This window comes from Streptomyces sp. CRCS-T-1 (assembly GCF_024442335.1).
GTDB lineage: Bacteria > Actinomycetota > Actinomycetes > Streptomycetales > Streptomycetaceae > Streptomyces > Streptomyces koelreuteriae.
In genome coordinates, this window is record NZ_CP101651.1 from 2,782,094 (window position 1) to 2,805,097 (window position 23,004).

Here is a 23,004-nt window from a genome sequence, read left to right on the forward strand (position 1 = left end):
CGAGTCACTGACGACAGGAGAGACCCCATGGAACACATCACCGACACCCCCACCCTCAAGGCCCCGGCCGAGCGCTTCACCGGCGATGTCTACCTCAACATGATCGAGACCCCGACGGAACCGGCCCACCTGGCCGCCGCCCTGGTCCGCTTCACCCCCGGCGCCCGCACCCACTGGCACTCCCACGCCCTCGGCCAGGTCCTGCACATCACCGACGGCATCGGCCTCGTCGGCACCCGGGACGGCGACGTCATCCGTGTCCGCGCCGGCGAGACCGTCAAGTGCCCCCCGAACGAGGAACACTGGCACGGCGCCACCGACATCAACCTGCTGGCCCACATCGCCATCGTCACCGGCGACCCGACCGGCGACGGCACGACCTGGCTGGAGCGGGTGACGGACGAGGAGTACGCGACGGCCCTGGGAAAATGAGGCGCGGCCGCAGTACCCGCTGTGCCAGGCTGGCGGATCGCCCGGACCGGTTCACGCACAGGAGCACGCGATGACGACACCGCCCCGCCTGGCTCCGTTGCTGGACCAGTTCGACTTCGCACGCGAGCGTCTCGTCGGGCGCATGGCAGGGCCCGTCATGGACAGCGGCGACGGGACGGACACCAAGGTCGACGCCATGACCGACGAGGAATACCTCTGGGAACCGGTGCCCGACTGCTGGTCGGTGCGGCGGCGTGTGGACGGGCCCGGGCCGCGCGCGACTCTCCTGGCCGGTACCGGCGACTGGGGCCGCGACGCCGCCTCCTATCCGCACCCCTGGCCCCCGCCCTTCACCACCATCGCCTGGCGCCTGAGCCACCTCAGCGAGATGCTGACCCTGCGCGCCGACCACACCGCCGGCACCCACACCCTGACCCGCGACGACCACCCCGTCGCCGGAGACACCGCAGCGGCGCTCACCGCCTTCGCCGCCGGCGCCGAGGCCTGGCGAAAGGCCCTGCTGAACGCGGACGACACGGCCCTCGACACCACCGGGTACTGCACCTACCCCCACGGCAGCGACCCGGAAGAGCCGTTCCTCGACATCATCTGGTGGGTCAACCAGGAACTGCTCCACCACGGCGCCGAAATCGCCCTGCTGCGCGACCTCTACCGCGCCCGACATCGCTGACTCGTCCTGCCATGGCGGGACGGCTGCTCACGAGCCGTACGATTCTCCCGCCACCTGCCACTCACAGCGGCCAGGCGGTCAGCAAGTCGTCAGGACCGTAGGCGGCATCGAGCCCCGAGCAGTCGACTCCGCTGCGCGAGACCGCCACGACGGGAACAGGTTCGCCGGTGAGGGCGGCCCGGTGTCGATGGAGAGCGGCCAGGTCGTGCCGGTCGAAGGGCGAATGCTCCAGCCACTTGATGGAGCCGACGAAGAGCAGTTCCTTGGCGATGGGAGCGCGGTCCGCCCCGACGATATCGATCTCGACGTCGTTGGTACGGGTCCAGTAGCCGCCCACTGCGGGGGCCGCGGGCAGCCTGTCATCGGGCAGAATCCGCGCCAGGGCCTCGCGGACAAGGGGCTCGACGGCTCGGCCGCGCCAACTGGTCCAGTTCTCCCGGATGCGCGCCAGGGTCAGGTCGCCCCGCCCCCGCTCGATCTCCTCGATGGCCGGGCCGAGCAGGTGCAGCCAGAACCGCAGGTAGGGATCTGCCACCCGGTAGCGGCGGTCCTTCGACGGACGCAGCGATACGGGCAGCTCCGCGGCCACGATCCGCTTGTCCGTAAGCAGCTCCAGCGCCCGCTGCAGGGGCGTGGCCCCGATTCCGCCGGCTGCACGGGCGATGTTGGTGAAGGTCCGCTCACCACTGCCGATGGCCGCCAGCACCGTACGCGCCTGAGCCTGTGGAGGGAATTCGGCAGCCAGCGAGCGCTCGGCCGACACCAGCAGGGCCGAGACGGGGTCGGTCAACGCCTCACCGAGGAAGTCCCACAGGCCTGCTCCTCTCGGCCACTCCGCGCAGATCAGCGGCAGCCCGCCGGTGACCAGTGCGGCGTCGAAGGCCGCCGCCGGATCCAGCCCGAGCATCCGCCCCACCTCGGCAGGGTTCAGCGGTCCCAGCACCATTTCCCGGCCGCGCTGGTGAAAGGGGCGTCCGTAGCTGTTCAGTGCCTCCATCATCGACAGATCGGAGCCGATGAGGACCAGCAGCACGGGCTTGCTCTCCAGCACCCGGTCCCAGGCCCGTTGCAACATCCCCTCGAAGGCGCCGTCGGCGTCCATCAGGTACGGCACTTCGTCGATGACCAGCACACTCGCCCGGTCGGCGGGCAGCGCCGCGGCCAGCACGTCGAACGCGGCGTCCCAGCTCTCCGGCCGTGCGGCGGTCACGAGCCGTGCCATCGGCAGCGTCGACACCTCGGCGTCCCGGACGAGCCGTGCCAGATCATCCCTCGGGGTCGCACCTGTCGCCGCGTAGAACAAGAACGGAGCCCCGGAACGCTCCGCGAACCGCTCGACCAGCCGCGACTTGCCCACCCGGCGCCGCCCACGCAGCATCACGCACCGACCGGGCCGCTCCCCGCCCATCCCTGCCGCCACCTTCTGCAGCTCTCGCTCCAGTGCGGCCAGCTCCTGCCGACGACCCACAAAGTCCACCACGCGGCCGACCTCCACGCATGATACTAACGGCGACGTTACTAACATAGACATTAGTAGACTCCCTCGCCAGCCGCTCGGTTCGTCATCGGTCTTCGTGTCGCCCAGTGACTCTGCGGCCTCGCACCGGCTGCGCTCGGCAACCGTGTGGCTGTGGGGCTTCATGCGCATGGTCACAGTCGGGCTCCCTGCTGTCCGCGCGGGAGGAGGACGTTCGACCGGCGCCCTGGCCGTACGGAAAATGACAAGGGGTCCGACCTCGAAGGCCAGACCCCTTGTGAATGCACGTCTCACCAGGTCAGCGACGTGGTGGCATGTCAGCCGCTACACGTTGAAGCGGAACTCCACGACATCCCCGTCCTGCATCACATACTCCTTGCCCTCCATGCGGGCCTTGCCCTTCGCGCGGGCTTCCGCCACCGAGCCTGTCTCCATCAGGTCGTCGAAGGAGATGACCTCCGCCTTGATGAAGCCCTTCTGGAAGTCGGTGTGGATGACGCCGGCCGCCTCAGGGGCCGTGGCGCCCTTCTTGATGGTCCAGGCGCGGGATTCCTTGGGGCCGGCCGTGAGGTAGGTCTGGAGGCCGAGGGTGTTGAAGCCGACGTGGGCGAGGGTGGCGAGGCCGGGCTCTTCCTGGCCGACGGACTGGAGGAGTTCGAGGGCCTCGTCCTCGTCGAGTTCGGCGAGGTCCGCCTCCAGCTTGGCGTTGAGGAAGATCGCCTCGGCGGGGGCGACCAGGGCCCGCTGCTCGTTCTTGAAGTCCTCGTCGACCAGCTCGTCCTCGTCGACGTTGAAGACGTAGAGGAACGGCTTGGTGGTGAGCAGGTGCAGGTCGTGCAGCAGCTCGTTGCGCTCGCTGCCCTGGACGATCCCGTGGGCGAAGAGGGTGTCGCCCTTCTCCAGGATCTCCTTGGCCTCCTCGACGGCCTTGACCTTCGGGGCGATGTCCTTCTTGATGCGCGACTCCTTCTGGAGGCGCGGGAGGACCTTCTCGATCGTCTGGAGGTCCGCCAGGATCAGCTCGGTGTTGATCGTCTCGATGTCGTCCTTGGGCGAGACCTTGCCGTCCACGTGCACGACATTCTCGTCCGCGAAGGCACGGATGACCTGGCAGATCGCGTCCGACTCACGGATGTTCGCCAGGAACTTGTTGCCCAGGCCCTCACCTTCTGAGGCGCCGCGGACGATGCCCGCGATGTCGACGAAGTCGACCGTGGCCGGGAGGACCTTCTCCGACTTGAAGATCTCGGCCAGCTTGCCGAGCCGGGGGTCGGGGACGCCGACGACGCCCACATTCGGCTCGATGGTGGCGAACGGGTAGTTGGCCGCCAGCACGTCGTTCTTGGTCAGGGCGTTGAACAGGGTCGACTTGCCGACATTCGGCAGACCGACGATTCCGATCGTGAGCGACACGTTGCGACTTCCCGTGAGTGGAGAGGGCCAGGGGGCCAGGGGACCGGCCGATCCACCAGTCTACGGCGTACCCGCAAGCGGCCCGGCGGGCTGTCGAACGCTTGGCCAAGCCGGGGTCCACGGCGTGTCTGGTGGGCGATTCGGCACATTAAACGACCTACGTTGGTGCCGTGGAGCAATACAGGACGCGACCTGCCCGGTACGGACCGCGACGCGACCGGCCGAGATCGTCACTGCCGCCCCAGGCGAAACGAGGAGTGGGAGGAGCGGAGAGCGGGGTCGCGGTACGGCGGACCGCGCCCGCGTCGGCGGCACCCACGGTGGGACGCCTGCCGAATCCCCGGCTGACCGGGCTGGGCAGCGGACTGTTCTGCGGACTGGTGATGTTCCTGCTCGGCGGATTGTGCGCGGTGCTCTTCGGGGCCTCGCTGACGGCGTACGGCGTGCTGTTCCTGCCGGTGTGTGTGCTGACCGCCGTCTGGGTGCGCCGGGGGGATCTGATGATCGCGCCCGTCGTCGTGCCGATCGCGTTCGCCGTGGGGCTGCTGCCGATGGCCGACGGCGAGGGAGGAACCGGCGGCAGGCTCATGGGGCTGGTGACGGCACTCGCCACGCAGGCCGGGTGGCTGTACGGGGGGACGCTCGTCGCCGCCCTCATCGTCCTCGTCCGGCGAATCCGGCTGGTACACAGGCGCCGGGCGGCGGCGACAGCAGCAGCAGCAGCAGCCGGGGCCCGTCCGCCGGTTTGACGCCTGCTGCGGGGGCCGCCTGGCGGTGTGGCACCCGCCGGTGGGACACCAGCCAGGGCAGCGAAGCCAGACGGTGGGCACCTGCCCGGGATGGCGACTGCCGGGGCGCCCCCCTGCCGGACACCAGCCCGGGCGGCGGCTGCCGGTGGGACACCTGCCGGGGGTGGCGACTGCCCGGGCTGCCCCCGCAGGTAGACACCTGCCAGGACGGCCACGCCAGACGGTGGGCACCTGCCGGAGCAACGCCTAGCGGTGCGGCGTCCCCCAGCGTCCTACCCGCCCCGTCGGACAACCGTCCATGTGCCCCCGGCGCCGGGAGAACCGCCCGCAGGACGGCCGCCGGAAAACGCCCACCCCTCCGACACCCGCCGAAGGCAATGCCCTAGTGCCCGGCCGCCCTCATCGCCGCCCCCACGATCCCCGCGTTGTTCTGCAGCTGCGCCGGGACGATCTCCGCCTTGATGCCCTCGATGTGGGGCAGGAACTTGTGGGACTTGCGGCTGACGCCGCCGCCGATGATGAACAGCTCCGGAGAGAACAGCATCTCGACGTGGGCGAGGTACTTGCGCACGCGGTGCGACGCCCAGTGCTCCCAGGTCATGTCGTGGTCCTCGCGGGCCTTGCTGGAGGCCCGCTTCTCCGCGTCGTGCCCGTCGAGCTCCAGATGGCCGAGCTCGGTGTTGGGGACGAGGACACCGTCGACGAAGACCGCGCTGCCGATGCCCGTGCCGAGCGTGAGCACGATCACCGTGCCGTGGCGGCCGCGGCCGGCGCCGAAGTGCATCTCGGCGATGCCCGCCGCGTCCGCGTCGTTCACCACCGTCACCTGCGAGCCGCCCAGCCGCTCGCCGAGGAGCGCGCGGGCGTCGGTGTCGATCCAGCCGTCGTCGACGTTGGCCGCCGTACGGATCACGGCGCCGTCGGTGACCACGCCCGGGAAGGTGACCCCGATCGGGCCCGTCCAGCCGAAGTGGTCGACGACCTGCTTGACGCCGTCGGCCACCCCGTCGGGCGTGGCCGGGTGCGGGGTGAGGACCTTGTGGCGCTCCTGCGCCAGGTCACCCTTGTCCAGGTCCACCGGGGCGCCCTTGATCCCGGAACCGCCGATGTCCACACCGAAGATCTGCATGGCCCTACGTTACGACGAACGACTGACAGTCACAGGCCGGACAGCGGTCGCTGCCCAGCCCGTTCGCGATCACTCCCCGGAATTTTCACGGGCCTCGGTGCCGGTCCCCGCCCCACCACGCTCCGCGGCCAGCGTCGCCGCCTCCTCGCGCAGGTCGCGGCGCAGCTCCTTCGGCAGGGAGAACGTGATGGACTCCTCGGCCGCCTTGACGAGCTCGACGTCCTCGAAGCCGCGCTGCGAGAGCCACTCCAGGACCTGCTCGACCAGGACCTCCGGGACGGAGGCGCCCGAGGTGACACCGACCGTGGAGACGCCCTCCAGCCAGGTCTCGTCGATCTCGTCGGCGAAGTCCACGAGGTACGCCTCGCGCGCACCCGCGTTCTTGGCGACCTCCACGAGCCGCACGGAGTTGGAGGAGTTGCGGGAGCCGACGACGATCACCAGCTCCGACTCGGCTCCCATCTGCTTCACGGCCAGCTGACGGTTCTGCGTGGCGTAGCAGATGTCGTCGCTGGGCGGGGAGATGAGCTGCGGGAACTTCTCCTGCAGCGCGTCGACGGTCTCCATGGTCTCGTCGACGGACAGTGTGGTCTGGGAGAGCCAGACGACCTTGGAGGGGTCGCGGACCTCGACCTTCGCGACATCGCCCGGGCCGTCGACCAGCTGGATGTGCTCGGGGGCCTCGCCGGAGGTGCCGATGACCTCTTCGTGGCCCTCGTGGCCGATCAGGAGGATGTCGTAGTCGTCCTTGGCGAACCGGACGGCTTCCTTGTGGACCTTGGTGACCAGGGGGCAGGTGGCGTCGATGGTGGCGAGGCGGCCGCGCTCGGCCTCCTCGTGGACGACAGGGGCAACGCCGTGGGCGGAGAACATGACGATGTTCCCCGGGGGCACTTCCTCCGTCTGCTCGACGAAGATCGCGCCCTTCTTCTCCAGGGTCTGCACGACGTACTTGTTGTGGACGATCTCATGCCGGACGTAGACCGGAGCCCCGTACTGCTCCAGCGCTTTCTCGACGGCGATGACGGCGCGGTCCACACCCGCGCAGTAGCCACGGGGGGCGGCGAGCAGGACACGGCGGCCAGGCGAAGCAGACATGCGTCCCATCGTAAGGCCGCGTTCGGCAGGGCGAAGATCGCGCCGGTGTGAGGTCCCCGGGAAGTCGCTGTGAGGTTCCCGGGGAGGCTGCAAGGGGGCGGCCCGTCGTGGTGCCGGTGGCAGGAGCCTCCGGGCGGCTGAGCCGCGTTGTCAGCGGCTCCCACTACTCTCGCGGGCATGGCTGTGAACACGTCCGCGGAATCCCCGCTGCCCGTCGGTGAGGTGTCGCGGCTCATCGGGGGATGGATCGACCGGCTCGGGGCGGTGTGGGTCGAGGGGCAGATCACCCAGTTGTCGCGGCGGCCGGGCGCCGGTGTGGTGTTCCTGACGCTGCGGGATCCGGCGCACGACATCTCCGTGGGGGTGACCTGCTACCGGCAGGTGTTCGACGCCGTCGCGGACGTGGTGAGCGAGGGCGCCCGGGTCGTCGTCCTGGCGAAGCCGGAGTGGTACGCGCCGCGGGGGCAGTTGTCGTTGCGGGCCGCCGAGATAAGGCCCGTCGGGGTCGGTGAGCTGCTCGCGCGTCTGGAGCGGCTGAAGAAGGCCCTCGCGCGGGAGGGGCTGTTCGCGCCGGAGCGGAAGAAGCCGCTGCCGTTCCTGCCGCAGCTCGTGGGGCTGGTCTGCGGACGGGCCTCGGCCGCCGAGCGCGACGTCCTGGAGAACGCCCGGCACCGCTGGCCCGCCGTCCGCTTCGAGGTGCGCAACGTCGCCGTGCAGGGCGTGCACGCCGTACCGCAGGTCGTGCAGGCCGTGAAGGAGCTCGACGCGATCGAGGACGTCGACGTGATCATCGTCGCGCGCGGCGGCGGCAGCGTGGAGGACCTGCTGCCGTTCTCCGACGAGCAGCTGATCCGGACGGTCTCCCAGTGCCGTACGCCGGTGGTGTCCGCGATCGGGCACGAGCCCGACAACCCGCTCCTCGACCATGTCGCCGACCTGCGCGCCTCCACCCCGACCGACGCCGCCAAGAAGGTCGTACCGGACGTCGGCGAGGAGTACGAGCGCGTGCGGCTGCTGCGGGACCGGGCGCGGCGGTGCGTGGCGGCGCTGGTCGAGCGGGAGGAGCGCGGGCTGGCCCACGCCCTCGCGCGGCCGTCGATAGAGGATCCGCACCGGATGATCGACGAGCGCGCCGACCATGTGGCGGACCTGCTCGACCGGGGGCGGCGCTGTCTGCGGCACCAGCTGGACCGGGCCGACTCGGAGCTGACGCACACGCACGCGCGCGTGGTGGCCCTCTCCCCCGCCGCGACCCTGAAGCGCGGGTACGCCGTGCTGCAGAAGGCGGACGGTCACGCTGTGCGCGATCCCGGCGAGGTGGAGGCCGGAGAGGCGCTGCGCGCGCGGGTCTCCGAGGGTGAGTTCTCCGTACGAGTGGACACATAGGGTGGGTGGATGACCAGCGAGGTTGATGAGGCGCCGGGCGCGACCGAGGCGCTCGGGTACGAGCAGGCACGGGACGAGCTGATCGAGGTCGTCCGGCGCCTGGAGGCGGGCGGTACGACGCTGGAGGAGTCCCTCGCGCTCTGGGAGCGCGGCGAGGAGCTGGCCAAGGTCTGCCGCCGCTGGCTGGACGGGGCGCGGGCGCGGCTGGACGCGGCGCTGGCCGAGGAGTCCGCGGAGGACGAGGAGAGCGAGTAGACCGAGCGGGGCCGGGCCGGTCCGCGCGGGGTGACACACGACACCCTGAGGTTAGTTGAACGTTGAACTTCACTCGCGTACGGTCGAAGACGTCAGCCGATCTTTCGGACCGACCGTCGCGAGAAAGTGCACTCATGTCCCTCGTTCTTGACCCCGCCGCCCAGGACCTGCTGTTCCGTGAGGCCCGCACCGCCAACGCCTTCACCGACGAGCCGGTGACCGACGAGCAGGTGCAGGCGATCTACGACCTGGTCAAGTACGGTCCGACGGCCTTCAACCAGACCCCGCTGCGCATCACCCTGGTCCGCTCCCCCGAGGCCCGCGAGCGCCTGGTGCCGCACCTGGCCGAGGGCAACCGCGCCAAGACGGCGAGCGCCCCGCTGGTCGCGATCCTCTCCGCGGACAACGAGTTCCACGAGGAGCTGCCGCACCTGTTCCCGGCCGCGCCGCAGATCAAGGACGTCTTCTTCACCGAGCGCCCGGTCCGTGAGAACGCCGCAGGCCTGAACGCCGCGCTCCAGGCCGCCTACTTCATCGTCGGCGTCCGCGCCGCCGGTCTCGCCGCCGGCCCGATGACCGGCTTCGACTTCGAGGGCGTGCGCAAGGAGTTCCTGGACGACGACCACACCCCGCTGATGGTCGTCAACATCGGCCGCCCGGGCCCGGACGCCTGGCACCCGCGCTCCCCGCGCCTGGAGTTCGACCAGGTCGTCACCACGGTCTGAGCCCCTCCCGGACACGGATCCCGGACCCCGGACCCCGGACACGGACAAGGCCCCCGGCAGCACGCCGGGGGCCTTCGTCATGCGTGCGCGGATGCGCGGCCGCGGCTCACTTCGTCTTCAGCGACTCCGCCATCTTCGACAGCTGCGCGAACGACGCGGTGCCCGTCACGACCGTCGTCGAGCCCTTGGCGCCTTCGAGGACCAGCGCGTCGTACCGGCCGCCCTCCCAGCGGGTCCAGGTCCGGCCCGCGATCTTCTCGGTCTTCCCGGTCTCCTCGGCGCCCTGGGTCGCCTCGTCGAGGAAGACGGGGCGCCGCTGAGTGGACTGCTCGACCGCCACGTACTCCCCCTCGGGGTCGTGGAAGCCGAGATGCCAGGTGTCGAAGTCGTCGCCCTTGTAGCGGACGGAGGTGGCCTTCCACGCGTCCGTCAGGCCCTCGGGCGCGGCCACGGGGTAGGGGGCGGCGCGGCGTGCGGTGAGCAGTTCGACCCGGTAGTCGACCACCTTGGTCTCGGGCGGGGAGTCGTCGTGCGGGATGAAGAGGTACACGAAGCCCGCCACGAGGACGATGACGCCCATGGAGAGGATCATGTCCCGCGCCGTTTTCTGCTTACCGTTCGTGCCTGCCACGCCCCCTATCGTCGCAGGTCTCCCGAGCGCTCATCCGTGGGGGCCCCTGCTCATTTTGCGCACTCGGAGATAGAGTCGGGCGACAAAGCCCTCATCCGGCCGTCGTCGTACAGAAAGGTGCGCTCCGATGACCGAGCATCATCACTTGCCGTCCGAACTCGATGTGCCCTCCGAGGCCCCCGACCGCAACCTCGCCCTGGAACTGGTCCGGGTGACCGAGGCGGCGGCGATGGCCGCGGGCCGTTGGGTGGGACGCGGGGACAAGAACGGCGCCGACGGCGCCGCGGTGCGCGCCATGCGGACCCTCGTCTCCACCGTCTCGATGAACGGCGTCGTCGTCATCGGCGAGGGCGAGAAGGACGAAGCCCCCATGCTGTTCAACGGGGAGCGCGTCGGGGACGGGACCGGGCCCGAGTGCGACATCGCCGTGGACCCGATCGACGGCACCACGCTGACCGCGAAGGGCATGACCAACGCGATCGCGGTGCTGGCCGCGGCCGAGCGCGGCTCCATGTTCGACCCGTCGGCGGTCTTCTACATGGACAAGCTCGTCACCGGCCCCGAGGCGGCCGACTTCGTCGACATCAACGCCCCGGTGTCGGTGAACATCCGCCGGGTCGCCAAGGCCAAGCGGTCCGCGCCCGAGGACGTGACGGTGGTGATCCTGGACCGGCCGCGGCACGAGGGCATCATCAAGGAGATCCGGGAGGCCGGTGCGCGGATCAGGCTGATCTCCGACGGTGACGTCGCCGGCTCGATCCTGGCGCTGCGCGAGGGCACCGGCGTCGACCTGCTGCTCGGCATCGGCGGGACGCCGGAGGGCATCATCTCGGCCTGTGCCGTGAAGTGCCTGGGCGGCACGATCCAGGGCAAGCTGTGGCCCAAGGACGACGAGGAGCGGCAGCGGGCGATCGACGCCGGGCACGATCTGGACCGGGTGCTGACCACGGAGGACCTGGTCACCGGCGAGAACGTGTTCTTCGTCGCGACCGGCATCACCGACGGGGAGCTGCTGCGGGGGGTTCGCTACCGGGCGGAGACCGCCACGACCGACTCGATCGTGATGCGCTCGCGGTCGGGCACGGTCCGCAGAATCGATTCCGAGCACCGCCTGAGCAAGCTGCGGGCGTACAGCGCGATCGACTTCGACAAGGGCAAGTAGCCCTGCGCCCCAAGGGCCGACGGTCGAAGGACCGCTGAAAAAGAGGGCGCCCCCGGTGCGGTGGGGGCGCCCTCTTCCTCTGTCGCTCAGCCTGCCGCGGCTATGCGGTCCGAGGAGTGGGCCGCCTTCTTCAGCTCCAGGTCACGACGGCGGCGCCGGGCCAGCACCACGCGGCGCTCCGCCGCCGTGAGGCCGCCCCAGACGCCGTACGGTTCGGGCTGGAGCAGGGCGTGTTCGCGGCACTCGACCATCACCGGACAGCGGGCGCAGACGCGCTTCGCCGCCTCCTCGCGGGAGAGCCGGGCAGCGGTGGGCTCCTTGGAGGGAGCGAAGAACAGGCCCGCTTCGTCCCGCCGGCACACCGCCTCGGTGTGCCACGGGGCGTCTTGATCCCTGTCTCGCGCTGGCACCCGCGGGGCCGGAACGGCAGCTACCTGCAGGGACGAATGCGGCGGTTGCAGCACGGTCTACTCCTGACGACGGCTTCGCGAGCGAGAGACGATGCAGCAAGGCCTACCCGCTGTACCCGCGCCTATGCACTGAGTTCCGAACCGCTGGATTCGCCCCGTTCGCAGCACCCGTGGGGCCCTGTCACCCGGTGCCCCGATTTGCTCCGGGCCCGGGGCGGATTCGCGACCGTCAATGATCCAGGCGCCCCCGAAGACCCCCCTCGACCTTGCGCTGCACCCGGTCCAGGATGTCCGCGACGAACCTGCCGCGCTTGGGCCGCGCCTCGACGCTGCCCAGGACGGCCCAGCCGTCCACGTAGACGACGGGGGCCTGGGGTTCGTCCGAGTCGAGGGTGTCCACCTCGAAGCTGCCGAGCACACCACCGCCCATGCCGCGCAGCGACACGTTCTCCGGGACGCGGATGTCGACGCTGCCGAAGACCGCGAAGGACTTGATCACGACCTGCTGGTGGTCGAAGAGGGCCTCGCTGAGGTCTATCTCGACACTGCCGAAGATCGCGTACGCGTGGATACGGCGGCCCGCTCGCCGGCGGCCCTTGCGGACGGCTCCGCTGAAGATCGCGACCACGTTGTCGTCGGGGTCCATCGGGATGGCGCCGGCGGTCGGGCGATACGGGGCGGGGGACGGCGCCCGGCCCTGACGGTGGGCGGCGGGCAGGTCCCGTATGAACACCTCCAGCTCGCCGACCGTCTTGGCGCGCAGCACCCCGTCGACCCGCTCGGCGTGCTCGTCCGCGGTGAGACGGCCCTCGGCGAGGGCGTCGTGCAGGATGTCGGCGATGCGGTCACGCTCCGCGTCGGAGGCGCGGAACTCGGAGCCGACGGGCGCCCCCTGCGTCTGAAGGTCCTGCTTCTGAAGGTCCACGACAGCAGCGTACCCACACACGATAGATCGCGACACCCCCGCGTGAAGGCCGGTGTGTGACGAACTGAGCCTTACCTCACAAGCTCGCCGCCAGAGGCAGGTTCTACGCTGGTTGGCGCTCGCCAAAGGAGGCGGGTCGCGTCTGTCGAGTGAGGAATGGGCGAGATGCCTGAGTTCGCGTACACCGATCTGCTCCCCCAGGGAGAGGACACCACCCCGTACCGGCTGGTGACCTCCGAGGGTGTCTCCACGGTCGAGGGGCCGGACGGGCGGACCTTCCTCAAGGTGGAGCCTCAGGCGCTGCGCAAGCTCGCCGAGGAGGCCATCCACGACATCCAGCACTACCTGCGCCCGGCCCACCTCACGCAGCTGCGCCGCATCATCGACGACCCCGAGGCGTCGGGCAACGACAAGTTCGTGGCGCTGGACCTGCTGAAGAACGCGAACATCGCGGCGGCGGGCGTCCTGCCCATGTGCCAGGACACCGGCACGGCGATCGTCATGGGCAAGCGCGGGCAGAACGTGCTGACGGAGGGCGGCGACGAGGCGGCCCTGTCGCGCGGCATCTACGACGCGTACCAGAACCTGAACCTGCGCTACTCGCAGATGGCCCCGCTGACCATGTGGGACGAGAAGAACACGGGCTCCAACCTCCCGGCGCAGATCGAGCTGTACGCGACCGACGGCGGCGCCTACAAGTTCCTCTTCATGGCCAAGGGCGGCGGTTCGGCCAACAAGTCGTTCCTGTACCAGGAGACGAAGGCCGTGCTGAACGAGGCCTCCATGATGAAGTTCCTGGAGGAGAAGATCCGCTCGCTCGGTACGGCCGCCTGCCCGCCGTACCACCTGGCGATCGTGGTCGGCGGTACGTCCGCCGAGTACGCGCTGAAGACGGCGAAGTACGCCTCCGCGCACTACCTGGACGAGATCCCGGCCGAGGGGTCGGAGCTCGGGCACGGCTTCCGGGACGAGGACCTGGAGCAGAAGGTCTTCGAGCTGACGCAGAAGATCGGGATCGGGGCGCAGTTCGGCGGCAAGTACTTCTGCCACGACGTGCGCGTGGTGCGCCTGCCGCGGCACGGGGCGTCCTGCCCGGTCGCCATCGCGGTGTCCTGCTCCGCCGACCGCCAGGCCGTCGCGAAGATCACGGCCGAGGGCGTCTTCCTGGAGCAGCTGGAGAAGGACCCGGCGCGGTTCCTGCCGGAGACGACGGACGAGCAGCTCGAGTCGGAGGGCGACGTCGTCAAGATCGACCTGAACCAGCCGATGGACGAGATCCTCGCCGCGCTCACGAAGTACCCGGTGAAGACGCGGCTGTCGCTGACCGGCCCGCTGGTCGTGGCGCGTGACATCGCGCACGCCAAGATCAAGGAGCGGCTGGACGCGGGCGAGGAGATGCCGCAGTACCTGAAGGACCACCCGGTGTACTACGCGGGCCCCGCGAAGACGCCTGAGGGGTACGCGTCCGGCTCCTTCGGCCCGACCACGGCCGGCCGGATGGACTCCTACGTGGAGCAGTTCCAGGCGGCCGGCGGCTCCAAGGTGATGCTGGCCAAGGGCAACCGCAGCAAACAGGTCACCGACGCCTGCGGCAGCCACGGCGGCTTCTACCTCGGCTCCATCGGCGGCCCGGCCGCCCGCCTCGCCCAGGACTGCATCAAGAAGGTCGAGGTCGTCGAGTACGAGGAGCTCGGCATGGAGGCCGTCTGGAAGATCGAGGTCGAGGACTTCCCGGCGTTCATCGTCGTGGACGACAAGGGCAACGACTTCTTCCAGGACCCGGCTCCGGCGCCGACGTTCACGTCTATCCCGGTGCGGGGCCCCGGGCTGGCGTAGTACCTCGGGTACGGCGGGGGACGGATCTCGCCCCCGCCGCCCCTACCCGTCCCGTCCTCCTGGGGCTCCGCCCCTTCGACCCCGCCCGGGGCCCCGGCGCCGAGGTTCACCGCCATTCCGGTACTGGCCCCCGGACTCGCCTGAGAACAGGGGTGACTGTTCGCCTCCACGGGGAACAGTGGTCGCGTCGCGGACGCTGTGCCACGTGGAGGTGATCGTCGATGACCGGCGAGCAGGACAGGACCGAGTACCGCACCGAGCACGACTCCATGGGAGAGGTGCGGGTGCCCGCCCATGCCAAGTGGCGGGCCCAGACGCAGCGGGCCGTGGAGAACTTCCCCGTCTCCGGGCAGCGGATCGAGCGGGCGCACATCGAGGCGCTGGCGCGGATCAAGGGGGCGGCGGCCAAGGTCAACGCCGAGCTGGGGGTCCTGGACAAGGAGATCGCCGAGGCGATCCAGGCGGCTGCCGCCGAGGTGGCCGAGGGCAGGTGGGACGAGCACTTCCCGGTCGATGTGTTCCAGACCGGGTCCGGGACCTCGTCCAACATGAACACCAACGAGGTCATCGCGACCCTGGCCACCGAGCGGCTGGGCCGGAGCGTGCATCCCAACGACCACGTCAACGCCTCCCAGTCGTCGAACGACGTCTTCCCCTCGTCGATCCACATCGCCGCCACCGCCGCCGTCATCCGCGACCTCGTCCCCGCCCTCACGCACCTTTCGGCCTCTCTCGGGCGCAAGGCCGAGGAGTTCGCCGACGTCGTGAAGTCGGGCCGGACCCATCTGATGGACGCCACGCCCGTGACGCTGGGCCAGGAGTTCGGCGGGTACGCCGCCCAGGTGCGGTACGGCGCCGAGCGGCTCGAGGCCTCCCTCCCCCGGCTCGCCGAACTGCCCCTCGGCGGCACGGCCGTCGGCACCGGCATCAACACCCCGCCCGGTTTCTCCGCCGCCGTGATCGAGGAGGTCGCCCGCACGACCGGGCTGCCCCTGACCGAGGCCCGGGACCACTTCGAGGCACAGGGCGCCCGGGACGGCATCGTCGAGACCAGCGGGCAGCTGCGGACCATCGCGGTCGGGCTGACGAAGATCGCCAACGACTTGCGGTGGATGTCCTCGGGCCCGCGCACCGGCCTCGCCGAGATCGCCCTGCCCGACCTCCAGCCCGGCTCCTCGATCATGCCGGGCAAGGTGAATCCGGTCATTCCGGAGGCCGTGCTGATGGTGGCGGCCCAGGTCGTCGGGAACGACGCGACCGTGGCCACGGCGGGCGCCGCCGGAAACTTCGAGCTCAACGTCATGCTGCCGGTCATCGCGAAGAACGTGCTGGAGTCGATCCGGCTGCTCGCCAACGTCTCGCGGCTGCTCGCCGACCGGACCGTCGACGGCGTCACCGCCGACCGCGAGCGGGCGCGGGAGTACGCCGAGTCCTCCCCTTCCGTCGTCACCCCGCTCAACAAGTACATCGGGTACGAGGAGGCCGCGAAGGTCGCCAAGAAGGCGCTGGCCGAGCGGAAGACCATCCGTCAGGTCGTCCTGGACGGCGGGTACGTGGAGCGCGGCGACCTGACCCGGGAGCAGCTCGACGAGGCACTGGATGTCCTGCGGATGACGCACCCGTGACGATGTGTGGAGCGACTACGCCCGGCGCGTGAACCGTGACACGCGCCGCAGCGTCGTATGCCTATGGCACCTAATATCTGTCCATGGCAGAGGGTGGAGCGGTGAGACGCGTGGAAACGGGTGGTGCGGCAGGCTTCTGGGCGCCCGGGAGCCGGATCCTGTGGCGGTACCGGGAGAACGGCGGCACGCGTCTGCACATCGCCCGTCCCGTCACCGTCGTACGGGACGACGCCGAGCTGCTCGCCGTGTGGCTGGCGCCCGGCACCGAGTGTGTGAAGCCGGTGCTCGCCGACGGCACCCCCGTGCATCTGGAGCCGCTGGAGACGCGCTACACCAAGCCGCGCGCCGTGCAGCGCGACCGGTGGTTCGGTACGGGTGTCCTGAAACTGGCCCACCCCGGCGAGCCCTGGTCGGTGTGGCTGTTCTGGGATCCGGGGTGGCAGTTCAAGAACTGGTACGTGAACCTGGAGGAGCCGCTGGCCCGTTGGGAGGGCGGTGTGGATTCCGTGGACCACTTCCTGGACATCTCCGTCCATCCGGACCGCAGTTGGCACTGGCGGGACGAGGACGAGTTCGCCCAGGCCCGGCGGGACGGGTTGATGGACGACCAACAGGCGGAAAAGGTACGAGCGGCGGGGCAGGCCGCGGTGGAGGTGATCCGCGCGTGGGGGCCGCCGTTCTCGGAAGGCTGGCAGCACTGGCGCCCGGATCCGTCCTGGGCGGTACCGTCACTGCCGGAGGACTGGGATCGTACGCCCGCGCATGTGTCCTCATGAGACCCTTGATGCGCCCCCGGGCAAGAAACGTAGGATCGTCCTCCGCAAGGGCGCGCGGCGGCAACTACCGGAGCACGCGCTGGGCTTGACCGATCGTCACCGAGGGGCGGCAGGACGTGAGCGAGGGGTACGAGGGCAACACCGGCGGGGCCTGCTCCACGGGCCCTGGGGGCCGTCAGCGGGCCTCTGAGGACCGCAGACGGTCTGCCGGTGGCACAGAAACAACCTCTGACCACGCGGGAATTTCGTTCCTGGGGCACGTATTCCGGGTATCGGAGTTTCGGCGGGACCACCTGCACCTCTGGCGTGCAGCCCCGGACGGATGGATTCGACACGCGTGACGGAGCAGCCGACCTCCTTCGAACGCCCGCAGACGGGCATCGACCCCGCGGATCCCCGCGGGGCGCTCGTGCATACCTCGACACCGGCGCGCACGCCCGGCTCGGGCGCCTTACCGGTACAGGGCCGCTCAGGCGGCGACGTCACCGTTCCGGTCACGACGGCGCACACCACGCCGGGCACCTCGGAGCCGGGCACCTCCACGCCGTTCGGCAAGGGCAAGGACACCGTGAGCGACCCCGCCTCCGAGCACTCCCAGCCGGGTGCCGAGCAGACCGCCGAGCGCGAGACCCCGCGGCCGCGCCCGTCTCCCGAGAGCATTCCGGTCCAGCCGGCCGACGAGCAGGACCGGCCCGCGCCGAATCCCGAGGGGCCCGAGCGCCGCAGCGGCCAGAGCCTGCCGCCGGGCAAGCCCACGCCGATGCGGCGGGACGGCGACCGGCTCCGGTTCGTCGGCGCCGCCACCCGGCGGATCGCCCGCGGCATCGATCTCGACGAGATCGTGATGGGGCTGTGCCGGGCCACCGTGCCCACCTTCTCCGACGCGATCCTGGTCTATCTGCGCGACCCGCTGCCCGTGGGCGACGAGCGGCCCACCGGCCCGCTGGTGCTGCGGCTGCGCCGCACCGACCGGATACCGGCGGAGCGCGACACCGAGAACGGCTTCCAGCCGGCCACCCAGCCCGAGCCGGACGAGCTGGACGCGGTCGGCGCCGAGCTGTGCGAGGTGCGGCCCGGCAGCGCGCTCGCCGAGGTCCTGCGGGGTGTGCGCCCGGTTTTCACCGACGCTCCCGCGGCCCGTGCCGCGCTGCCCGAGCTGCTCGGCGAGGGCGGCGAGTTCGCCGTACCGGACGGACAGCGGGCGATCCTCGCCCCGCTGCGCGGCCGGCGCCGGGTGATCGGCGCCGCCCTGTTCCTGCGCCGCCCCGAGCGCGTCGCCTTCGAGCCGGACGACCTGCTGGTGGCCGCCCAGCTCGCCACGCACAGCGCGCTGGGCATCGACAAGGCCGTGCTGTACGGGCGTGAGGCGTACATCGCGGACGAGTTGCAGCGCACCATGCTGCCCGAGACGCTGCCCCGCCCCACCGGCGTACGGCTCGCCTCCCGCTATCTGCCGGCCGCGGAGACGGCCCGGGTCGGCGGCGACTGGTACGACGCGATCCCGCTGCCCGGCAGCCGGGTCGCCCTGGTCGTCGGTGACGTCATGGGCCATTCCATGACCTCGGCCGCCATCATGGGCCAGCTGCGCACCACCGCCCAGACCCTCGCGGGCCTCGATCTGCCGCCGCAGGAGGTGCTGCACCACCTCGACGAACAGGCCCAGCGCCTCGGCGTGGACCGCATGGCGACCTGCCTCTACGCCGTCTACGACCCGGTATCGCACCGCATCACCATCGCCAACGCCGGTCACCCGCCGCCCGTCCTGCTCCACCTGGGCGGCCGTGCCGAGGTGCTGCGCGTGCCGGCCGGTGCCCCCATCGGGGTCGGCGGCGTCGACTTCGAGGCGGTGGAGCTGGACGCGCCCGCCGGCGCGACCCTGCTGCTGTACACCGACGGCCTGGTGGAGTCGCGCCTCAGGGACGTCTGGACCGGCATCGAGCAGCTGCGCGAGAAGCTCGCCGCGACCGCGCAGCTCACCGGCCCCGACCATCCGCCGCCGCTGGAGGCCCTCTGCGACGAGGTGCTCGACATGCTCGGCCCGGGCGACCGGGACGACGACATCGCGCTGCTCGCCGCCCGCTTCGACGGGATCGCGCCCAGCGATGTGGCGTACTGGTTCCTGGAGCCGGAGGACGCCGCCCCCGGCCGCGCCCGCCGGCTGGCCCGGCGCGCGCTGCAGCGCTGGGGCCTGGAGGAACTCAGCGACTCCGTCGAGCTGCTGGTCAGCGAGGTCGTCACCAACGCCGTGCGGTACGCGACCCGGCCGGTCACCGTGCGCCTGCTGCGCACGGACGTCCTGCGCTGCGAAGTGGGCGACGACGTGCCGCAGTTGCCGCGCCTGAGGCAGGCCCGCGCGACCGACGAGGGCGGCCGCGGCCTGTACCTGGTGAACCGCCTGGCCCGGCGCTGGGGCGCGACGCGGCTGAGCACGGGCAAGGTGGTCTGGTTCGAGCTCAACCGCGGCTGACGCGGGGGACGACACGGCGAAAGGGCGCCCGGCGTGATGCCGGGCGCCCTTTCGCGTCTCCTAGTCCTCGTCGCCCGGATTCACCGGGTCGAACGGGTCGCCGTCGGTCGGCGGCGACGCCGTCCCCGGGGTCGTCGGCGGCGTGATGGTCGGCGGTGACGTCGACGGGGTCGGGGGCGCCGAGGTGCTCGGCTCCTCCGTCGTCGGCGGCGCGGAAGACGACGGTTCCTCGGTCGTCGGCTCCTCGGTAGGCTCCTCGGTCTCCGACTGCGTGGGCGTCGGCGTCCAGGTGGGCTGGACGGCCGCGCCCTGCTGGGTGTCCAGGTTGAACTTGGTGACATCGCCCATGACGCCGAAGGTGTACGCCGCCCAGATCCGAGCCGGGAAATCGCCGCCGTTGATACGGGGCTCGCCGGCCGCCTTGTACATCGGGACCTGCTTGTAGGGGGGCTTGTTGTCCTCGCCGAACATCCCGACCGAGGTGACCAGGTTCGGCGTGTAGCCGGTGAACCAGGCCGACTTGTTGTTGTCGGACGTACCCGTCTTGCCCGCCACCTGCTGGCCGTCGCGGGCCGGATTGTTGCGTACGGACCCCTGCGCGGTGCCGTCGTCGACCACGCCGGTCAGCACCGAGGTCACCGAGTCGGCCGCCTCACGGCTGATGACCTGCTCGCCGATCGGGTCGGGCATGGTGACCTTCTGGTTCAGGTGCTCCGCCGACTTCACGAGGGACGGGGTGACCTTCTTGCCGTGGTTGTCGAGGGTCGCGTAGACCCCGGCCATCTGCAGGGGGCTCGCGCCCATGCTGCCCAGGGTCTGCGCGGGCACGGCCTCCATGTTCTCGGTGTCCATGCCGAGCTTGCCGGCGACGTCGACCACCTCGGACATGCCGACGTCGACGCCCATCTGCGCGAAGACGGAGTTGACGGACTTGTTCATCGCCGTCTGGACGCTGATGGGCCCGTAGTTCTGGTCGTCCTCGTTCTCGGGGGCGAAGCCGACCTTGCTGCCGTCCTCCATGACCGGGCGCTTGCTTGTGCCGTCGTAGACCGTGCGCGCGTTGATCGGCTCGCCGTCCTGCGTCTTCGCCTGCTCCTCCAGGGCGGCGGCCAGGATGACCGGCTTGAAGGTGGAGGCCGGCTGGTAGTCGGTGCGGGTGGCGTTGTTGGACCAGTGCTTGAAGTAGTCCTGGCCGCCGTACATCGCGACCACGGCGCCCGTCTTGGGGTTCACGGACGCGGCACCGGCCTGGACGTCCGCGTCGACCTCGCGCTTGTCGGGGTCGAGCTTGCTGTTCAGCTGCTGCCGGACGGACTTCTCCAGCGCGGCCTGCTTCTTCTTGTCGATGTTCAGCGTGATGGTCCAGCCGCCGGCGTTGACCAGCGCCTCGGCTTCTTTGCGGCTGCTCGCTTTGCCCTCGGCGACGAGCTGCTTCTCCAGGGTCGCGTTGGCCGAGTTGACCAGATAGCCCTTCTGGCCCTCCATGCCGGGGGCGGGCTTGGGCTCCTTGGGCACCGGGAACTTCATGCCGTCACGCTCGGACTGGCTCAGCCAGCCCTCCTCGACCATGTTCTTCAGGACGTAGTTCCAGCGCGCCTTGGCCATCTTCTTACCGCCCTCGGAGGCGACCGCCCAGTCGTACTGGCTCGGTGCCTGGAGCAGCGCGGCGAGGTAGGCGCCCTGCGCGACCGTGAGGTCCTCGGCGTCCTTGCGGTAGTAGGCCTGGGCGGCGGCCTGGATGCCGTAGGCGTTGCGGCCGTAGTAGCTGGTGTTGATGTAGCCGGCGAGGATGTAGTCCTTGGACTTCTCCCGGTCCAGCTTCAGCGAGATGACCAGTTCCTTCAGCTTGCGCGAGACGGTCTGTTCCTGCGTCAGGTAGTAGTTCTTGACGTACTGCTGGGTGATCGTCGAACCGCCCTGCGCGCCACGGCCGGAGAGCGTGTTCACCACGCCGCGGGCGGTGCCCTTGAGGTCGACGCCGGCGTCCTTGTAGAAGGTCTTGTTCTCGGCGGCGACGAAGGTCTTCCGGACTTCCTTGGGGACCCTGGACAGGTCGACGACCTCGCGGTTGACCTTGCCGTCGCGGGCCATGATCGAGCCGTCGCTGTACTTGTAGATGTTGCTCTGGCGCTTGGCGTCGGCGTTCCCCTCGGGGATGTCGATCACCATGTACAGCACGATGAAGGCGCCCATGCCGAGCAGGCACAGGCCGAAGAAGGTGCCGAGGATCTTCTTCCAGGTGAAGAGCCTGCGTATGCCGCTCTTCCCGGCAGGGGCCGACGAACGGTGGCCCTTGGGTGCCGCCCGGCGCCCGGCGCGCTGTCTGGCGCGTCTTTCTTCCGCTCGTCCCATGGGTCCGATCCGCTCCGCTTCGTTCATGTGTGCTCGTGTGTCACACAGGTTCGCCGCTCAGGTCAGCTCAGAAAGCTAACACCGGGAGATAAGAGATAGGGCTGCCGATCCGGCCCTTTGCGGGCGTGACAATCAGCACCCATCCCAACGGAACCGACGTTCGAGACACCCGAAGGGTTGCCAGGACACGATAAAGTGATATCACTTAGTTAGACGGACGCTATGCAGGATGGGTCCGCGAGAAGAACGGGGGATCACCCATGTCCACACACGACGCGCAGGTCACCGCCGATGTGCCCGAGATGCCGGCACCACGCGTACGGGAGTTCACCGCGCAGAGCATCGGCGGCGGGCTCGCCCTGTTCCTCGGGCTGCTCGGGCTGCTGGCCGGTGCCGGGCTGATCGCGACCGCCACGGCGGTGGACGGCTCCGGGGCGAAGGCCGGCCTGATCATCGGCGGCATCCTGGTCGCGCTCGCGGCGTTCCTGGCCATGTGCGGGCTGAACATGGTGGCGCCCGGCGAGGCCCGGGTCGTCCAGCTCTTCGGTCGCTACCGGGGGACGATCCGCGAGGACGGCCTGCGCTGGGTGAACCCGCTCACCTCGCGCACGAAGATCTCGACCCGCGTGCGCAACCACGAGACCGCCGTCCTGAAGGTCAACGACGCCTACGGCAACCCGATCGAGCTCGCCGCGGTCGTGGTGTGGCGGGTCGAGGACACCGCCCAGGCCACCTTCGAGGTGGACGACTACATCGAGTTCGTCTCCACCCAGACCGAGGCGGCCGTGCGGCACATCGCCATCGAGTACCCCTACGACGCACATGAGGAGGACGGCCTCTCGCTGCGCGGCAACGCCGAGGAGATCACCGAGAAGCTCGCCGTCGAACTCCACGCGCGCGTGGAGGCCGCCGGGGTGCAGATCATCGAGTCGCGCTTCACGCACCTCGCGTACGCCCCCGAGATCGCCTCGGCGATGCTCCAGCGGCAGCAGGCCGGCGCGGTCGTCGCGGCCCGGCGGCAGATCGTGGACGGAGCGGTCGGCATGGTGGAGGCCGCGATCGCCCGGATCTCCGAGCGGGACATCGTGGAGCTGGACTCCGAACGGAAGGCGGCCATGGTCTCCAACCTCATGGTGGTGCTGTGCGGGGACCGCGCCGCGCAGCCCGTCCTCAACACCGGGTCCCTCTACCAGTGACCGCACCGTCCGAGGGTCCGGGCCCGCAGCGCCGGCCGCAGCAGCAGCGCAAGCAGGTGCTGCTGCGGCTGGACCCGGCGGTGTACGAGGCGCTGGCCCGGTGGGCCGGGGACGAGCTGCGGTCGGCGAACGCCCAGATCGAGTTCCTGCTGCGGAAGGCGCTGGCCGAGACCGGGAGGCTGCCGCGGGAGACCGGGCCCATCCCCCGGCGCGGGCGGCCGCCCGGCACCTCGGCCCCCGAGCCCCCGCCTGGACCTCCGCCGGCCTGA

Annotated in this window: 21 protein-coding genes; 13 read left to right on the forward strand and 8 right to left on the reverse strand. The window is 70.4% G+C overall.

Annotated features, from left to right (window positions below; translation table 11 throughout):
* Positions 1-27: 27 nt before the first annotated feature.
* Together NNW99_RS12205 and NNW99_RS12210 are read left to right on the forward strand one after the other, a co-directional pair.
* Positions 28-432 (forward strand): cupin domain-containing protein, encoded by a 405-nt coding sequence (locus NNW99_RS12205; protein ID WP_215118801.1) that lies wholly within the window; start codon positions 28-30, stop codon positions 430-432.
* A gap of 70 nt (positions 433-502) precedes the next feature.
* Positions 503-1,123 carry a DinB family protein gene (locus NNW99_RS12210; protein WP_215118803.1) on the forward strand — a complete coding sequence of 207 codons (621 nt, stop codon included), beginning with the start codon at positions 503-505 and terminating at the stop codon, positions 1,121-1,123.
* Between the two features lie 61 nt (positions 1,124-1,184).
* Here the strand turns inward: NNW99_RS12210 and NNW99_RS12215 are convergent, their stop codons facing one another.
* Both NNW99_RS12215 and ychF read right to left on the reverse strand, forming a co-directional pair.
* A complete protein-coding gene (locus NNW99_RS12215) occupies positions 1,185-2,603 on the reverse strand; it encodes an ATP-binding protein (RefSeq protein WP_215124241.1) in 1,419 nt (472 codons plus the stop codon).
* 321 nt (positions 2,604-2,924) lie between these two features.
* Positions 2,925-4,013 (reverse strand): redox-regulated ATPase YchF, encoded by a 1,089-nt coding sequence (gene ychF / locus NNW99_RS12220; RefSeq protein ID WP_215118806.1) that lies wholly within the window; start codon positions 4,011-4,013, stop codon positions 2,925-2,927.
* Positions 4,014-4,183: 170 nt separating this feature from the next.
* Here ychF and NNW99_RS12225 point away from each other — a divergent pair, with 170 nt between their 5' ends.
* Entirely contained in the window at positions 4,184-4,762 is a 579-nt protein-coding gene (locus tag NNW99_RS12225) for a DUF6542 domain-containing protein (protein ID WP_215118808.1), read from the forward strand.
* Between the two features lie 382 nt (positions 4,763-5,144).
* On the opposite strand, the gene ppgK is transcribed toward NNW99_RS12225, so the two are convergent.
* A complete protein-coding gene (gene ppgK / locus NNW99_RS12230; protein WP_215118810.1) occupies positions 5,145-5,891 on the reverse strand; it encodes a polyphosphate--glucose phosphotransferase in 747 nt (248 codons plus the stop codon).
* 69 nt (positions 5,892-5,960) lie between these two features.
* On the reverse strand, positions 5,961-6,998 hold the full coding sequence (locus tag NNW99_RS12235) for a 4-hydroxy-3-methylbut-2-enyl diphosphate reductase (protein WP_215118812.1): 1,038 nt from the start codon (positions 6,996-6,998) through the stop codon (positions 5,961-5,963).
* A 168-nt stretch (positions 6,999-7,166) separates the two neighbouring features.
* On the opposite strand from NNW99_RS12235, the gene xseA reads away from it, so the two are divergent.
* The 3 genes from xseA to NNW99_RS12250 all read left to right on the forward strand — a co-directional run bounded on the left by xseA (position 7,167) and on the right by NNW99_RS12250 (position 9,355).
* Positions 7,167-8,375, forward strand: a complete 1,209-nt coding sequence (xseA, locus tag NNW99_RS12240; RefSeq protein ID WP_215118817.1) for an exodeoxyribonuclease VII large subunit — start codon at positions 7,167-7,169, stop codon at positions 8,373-8,375.
* 9 nt (positions 8,376-8,384) lie between these two features.
* Positions 8,385-8,630 (forward strand): exodeoxyribonuclease VII small subunit, encoded by a 246-nt coding sequence (locus NNW99_RS12245; protein ID WP_215118818.1) that lies wholly within the window; start codon positions 8,385-8,387, stop codon positions 8,628-8,630.
* A gap of 134 nt (positions 8,631-8,764) precedes the next feature.
* The gene (locus tag NNW99_RS12250) at positions 8,765-9,355 is read left to right on the forward strand and encodes a malonic semialdehyde reductase (RefSeq protein ID WP_215118819.1); all 591 of its coding nucleotides are present in this window, start codon (positions 8,765-8,767) and stop codon (positions 9,353-9,355) included.
* A 106-nt stretch (positions 9,356-9,461) separates the two neighbouring features.
* Here NNW99_RS12250 and NNW99_RS12255 read toward each other — a convergent pair whose 3' ends face one another.
* Positions 9,462-9,986 (reverse strand): DUF4245 domain-containing protein, encoded by a 525-nt coding sequence (locus NNW99_RS12255; RefSeq protein WP_215118820.1) that lies wholly within the window; start codon positions 9,984-9,986, stop codon positions 9,462-9,464.
* Between the two features lie 127 nt (positions 9,987-10,113).
* On the opposite strand from NNW99_RS12255, the gene glpX reads away from it, so the two are divergent.
* The gene (glpX, locus tag NNW99_RS12260) at positions 10,114-11,148 is read left to right on the forward strand and encodes a class II fructose-bisphosphatase (RefSeq protein WP_215118822.1); all 1,035 of its coding nucleotides are present in this window, start codon (positions 10,114-10,116) and stop codon (positions 11,146-11,148) included.
* Between the two features lie 86 nt (positions 11,149-11,234).
* Here glpX and NNW99_RS12265 read toward each other — a convergent pair whose 3' ends face one another.
* Entirely contained in the window at positions 11,235-11,612 is a 378-nt protein-coding gene (locus NNW99_RS12265; protein WP_215118824.1) for a WhiB family transcriptional regulator, read from the reverse strand.
* A 175-nt stretch (positions 11,613-11,787) separates the two neighbouring features.
* Positions 11,788-12,483: a DUF1707 domain-containing protein gene (locus NNW99_RS12270; protein WP_215118825.1), complete on the reverse strand. Its 696-nt coding sequence runs from the start codon at positions 12,481-12,483 to the stop codon at positions 11,788-11,790.
* Positions 12,484-12,648: 165 nt separating this feature from the next.
* Here NNW99_RS12270 and NNW99_RS12275 point away from each other — a divergent pair, with 165 nt between their 5' ends.
* The 4 genes from NNW99_RS12275 (at position 12,649) to NNW99_RS12290 (ending at position 19,187) form a co-directional block, all read left to right on the forward strand.
* Positions 12,649-14,319: a fumarate hydratase gene (locus tag NNW99_RS12275; protein ID WP_215118826.1), complete on the forward strand. Its 1,671-nt coding sequence runs from the start codon at positions 12,649-12,651 to the stop codon at positions 14,317-14,319.
* A 221-nt stretch (positions 14,320-14,540) separates the two neighbouring features.
* Positions 14,541-15,944 (forward strand): aspartate ammonia-lyase, encoded by a 1,404-nt coding sequence (locus NNW99_RS12280; protein ID WP_215118827.1) that lies wholly within the window; start codon positions 14,541-14,543, stop codon positions 15,942-15,944.
* A gap of 83 nt (positions 15,945-16,027) precedes the next feature.
* The gene (locus NNW99_RS12285; protein ID WP_215118828.1) at positions 16,028-16,720 is read left to right on the forward strand and encodes a DUF402 domain-containing protein; all 693 of its coding nucleotides are present in this window, start codon (positions 16,028-16,030) and stop codon (positions 16,718-16,720) included.
* A 322-nt stretch (positions 16,721-17,042) separates the two neighbouring features.
* Positions 17,043-19,187, forward strand: coding sequence for a SpoIIE family protein phosphatase (locus NNW99_RS12290; protein WP_215118829.1), 2,145 nt, complete (start codon positions 17,043-17,045; stop codon positions 19,185-19,187).
* A 60-nt stretch (positions 19,188-19,247) separates the two neighbouring features.
* Here NNW99_RS12290 and NNW99_RS12295 read toward each other — a convergent pair whose 3' ends face one another.
* A complete protein-coding gene (locus NNW99_RS12295) occupies positions 19,248-21,539 on the reverse strand; it encodes a transglycosylase domain-containing protein (protein ID WP_215118830.1) in 2,292 nt (763 codons plus the stop codon).
* Between the two features lie 260 nt (positions 21,540-21,799).
* Here NNW99_RS12295 and NNW99_RS12300 point away from each other — a divergent pair, with 260 nt between their 5' ends.
* Together NNW99_RS12300 and NNW99_RS12305 are read left to right on the forward strand one after the other, a co-directional pair.
* The gene (locus tag NNW99_RS12300) at positions 21,800-22,735 is read left to right on the forward strand and encodes an SPFH domain-containing protein (RefSeq protein ID WP_215118832.1); all 936 of its coding nucleotides are present in this window, start codon (positions 21,800-21,802) and stop codon (positions 22,733-22,735) included.
* Complete coding sequence (locus NNW99_RS12305) at positions 22,732-23,004, forward strand: hypothetical protein (protein ID WP_215118834.1); 273 nt, start codon at positions 22,732-22,734, stop codon at positions 23,002-23,004. Before NNW99_RS12300 ends, NNW99_RS12305 begins: the two co-directional genes overlap by 4 nt.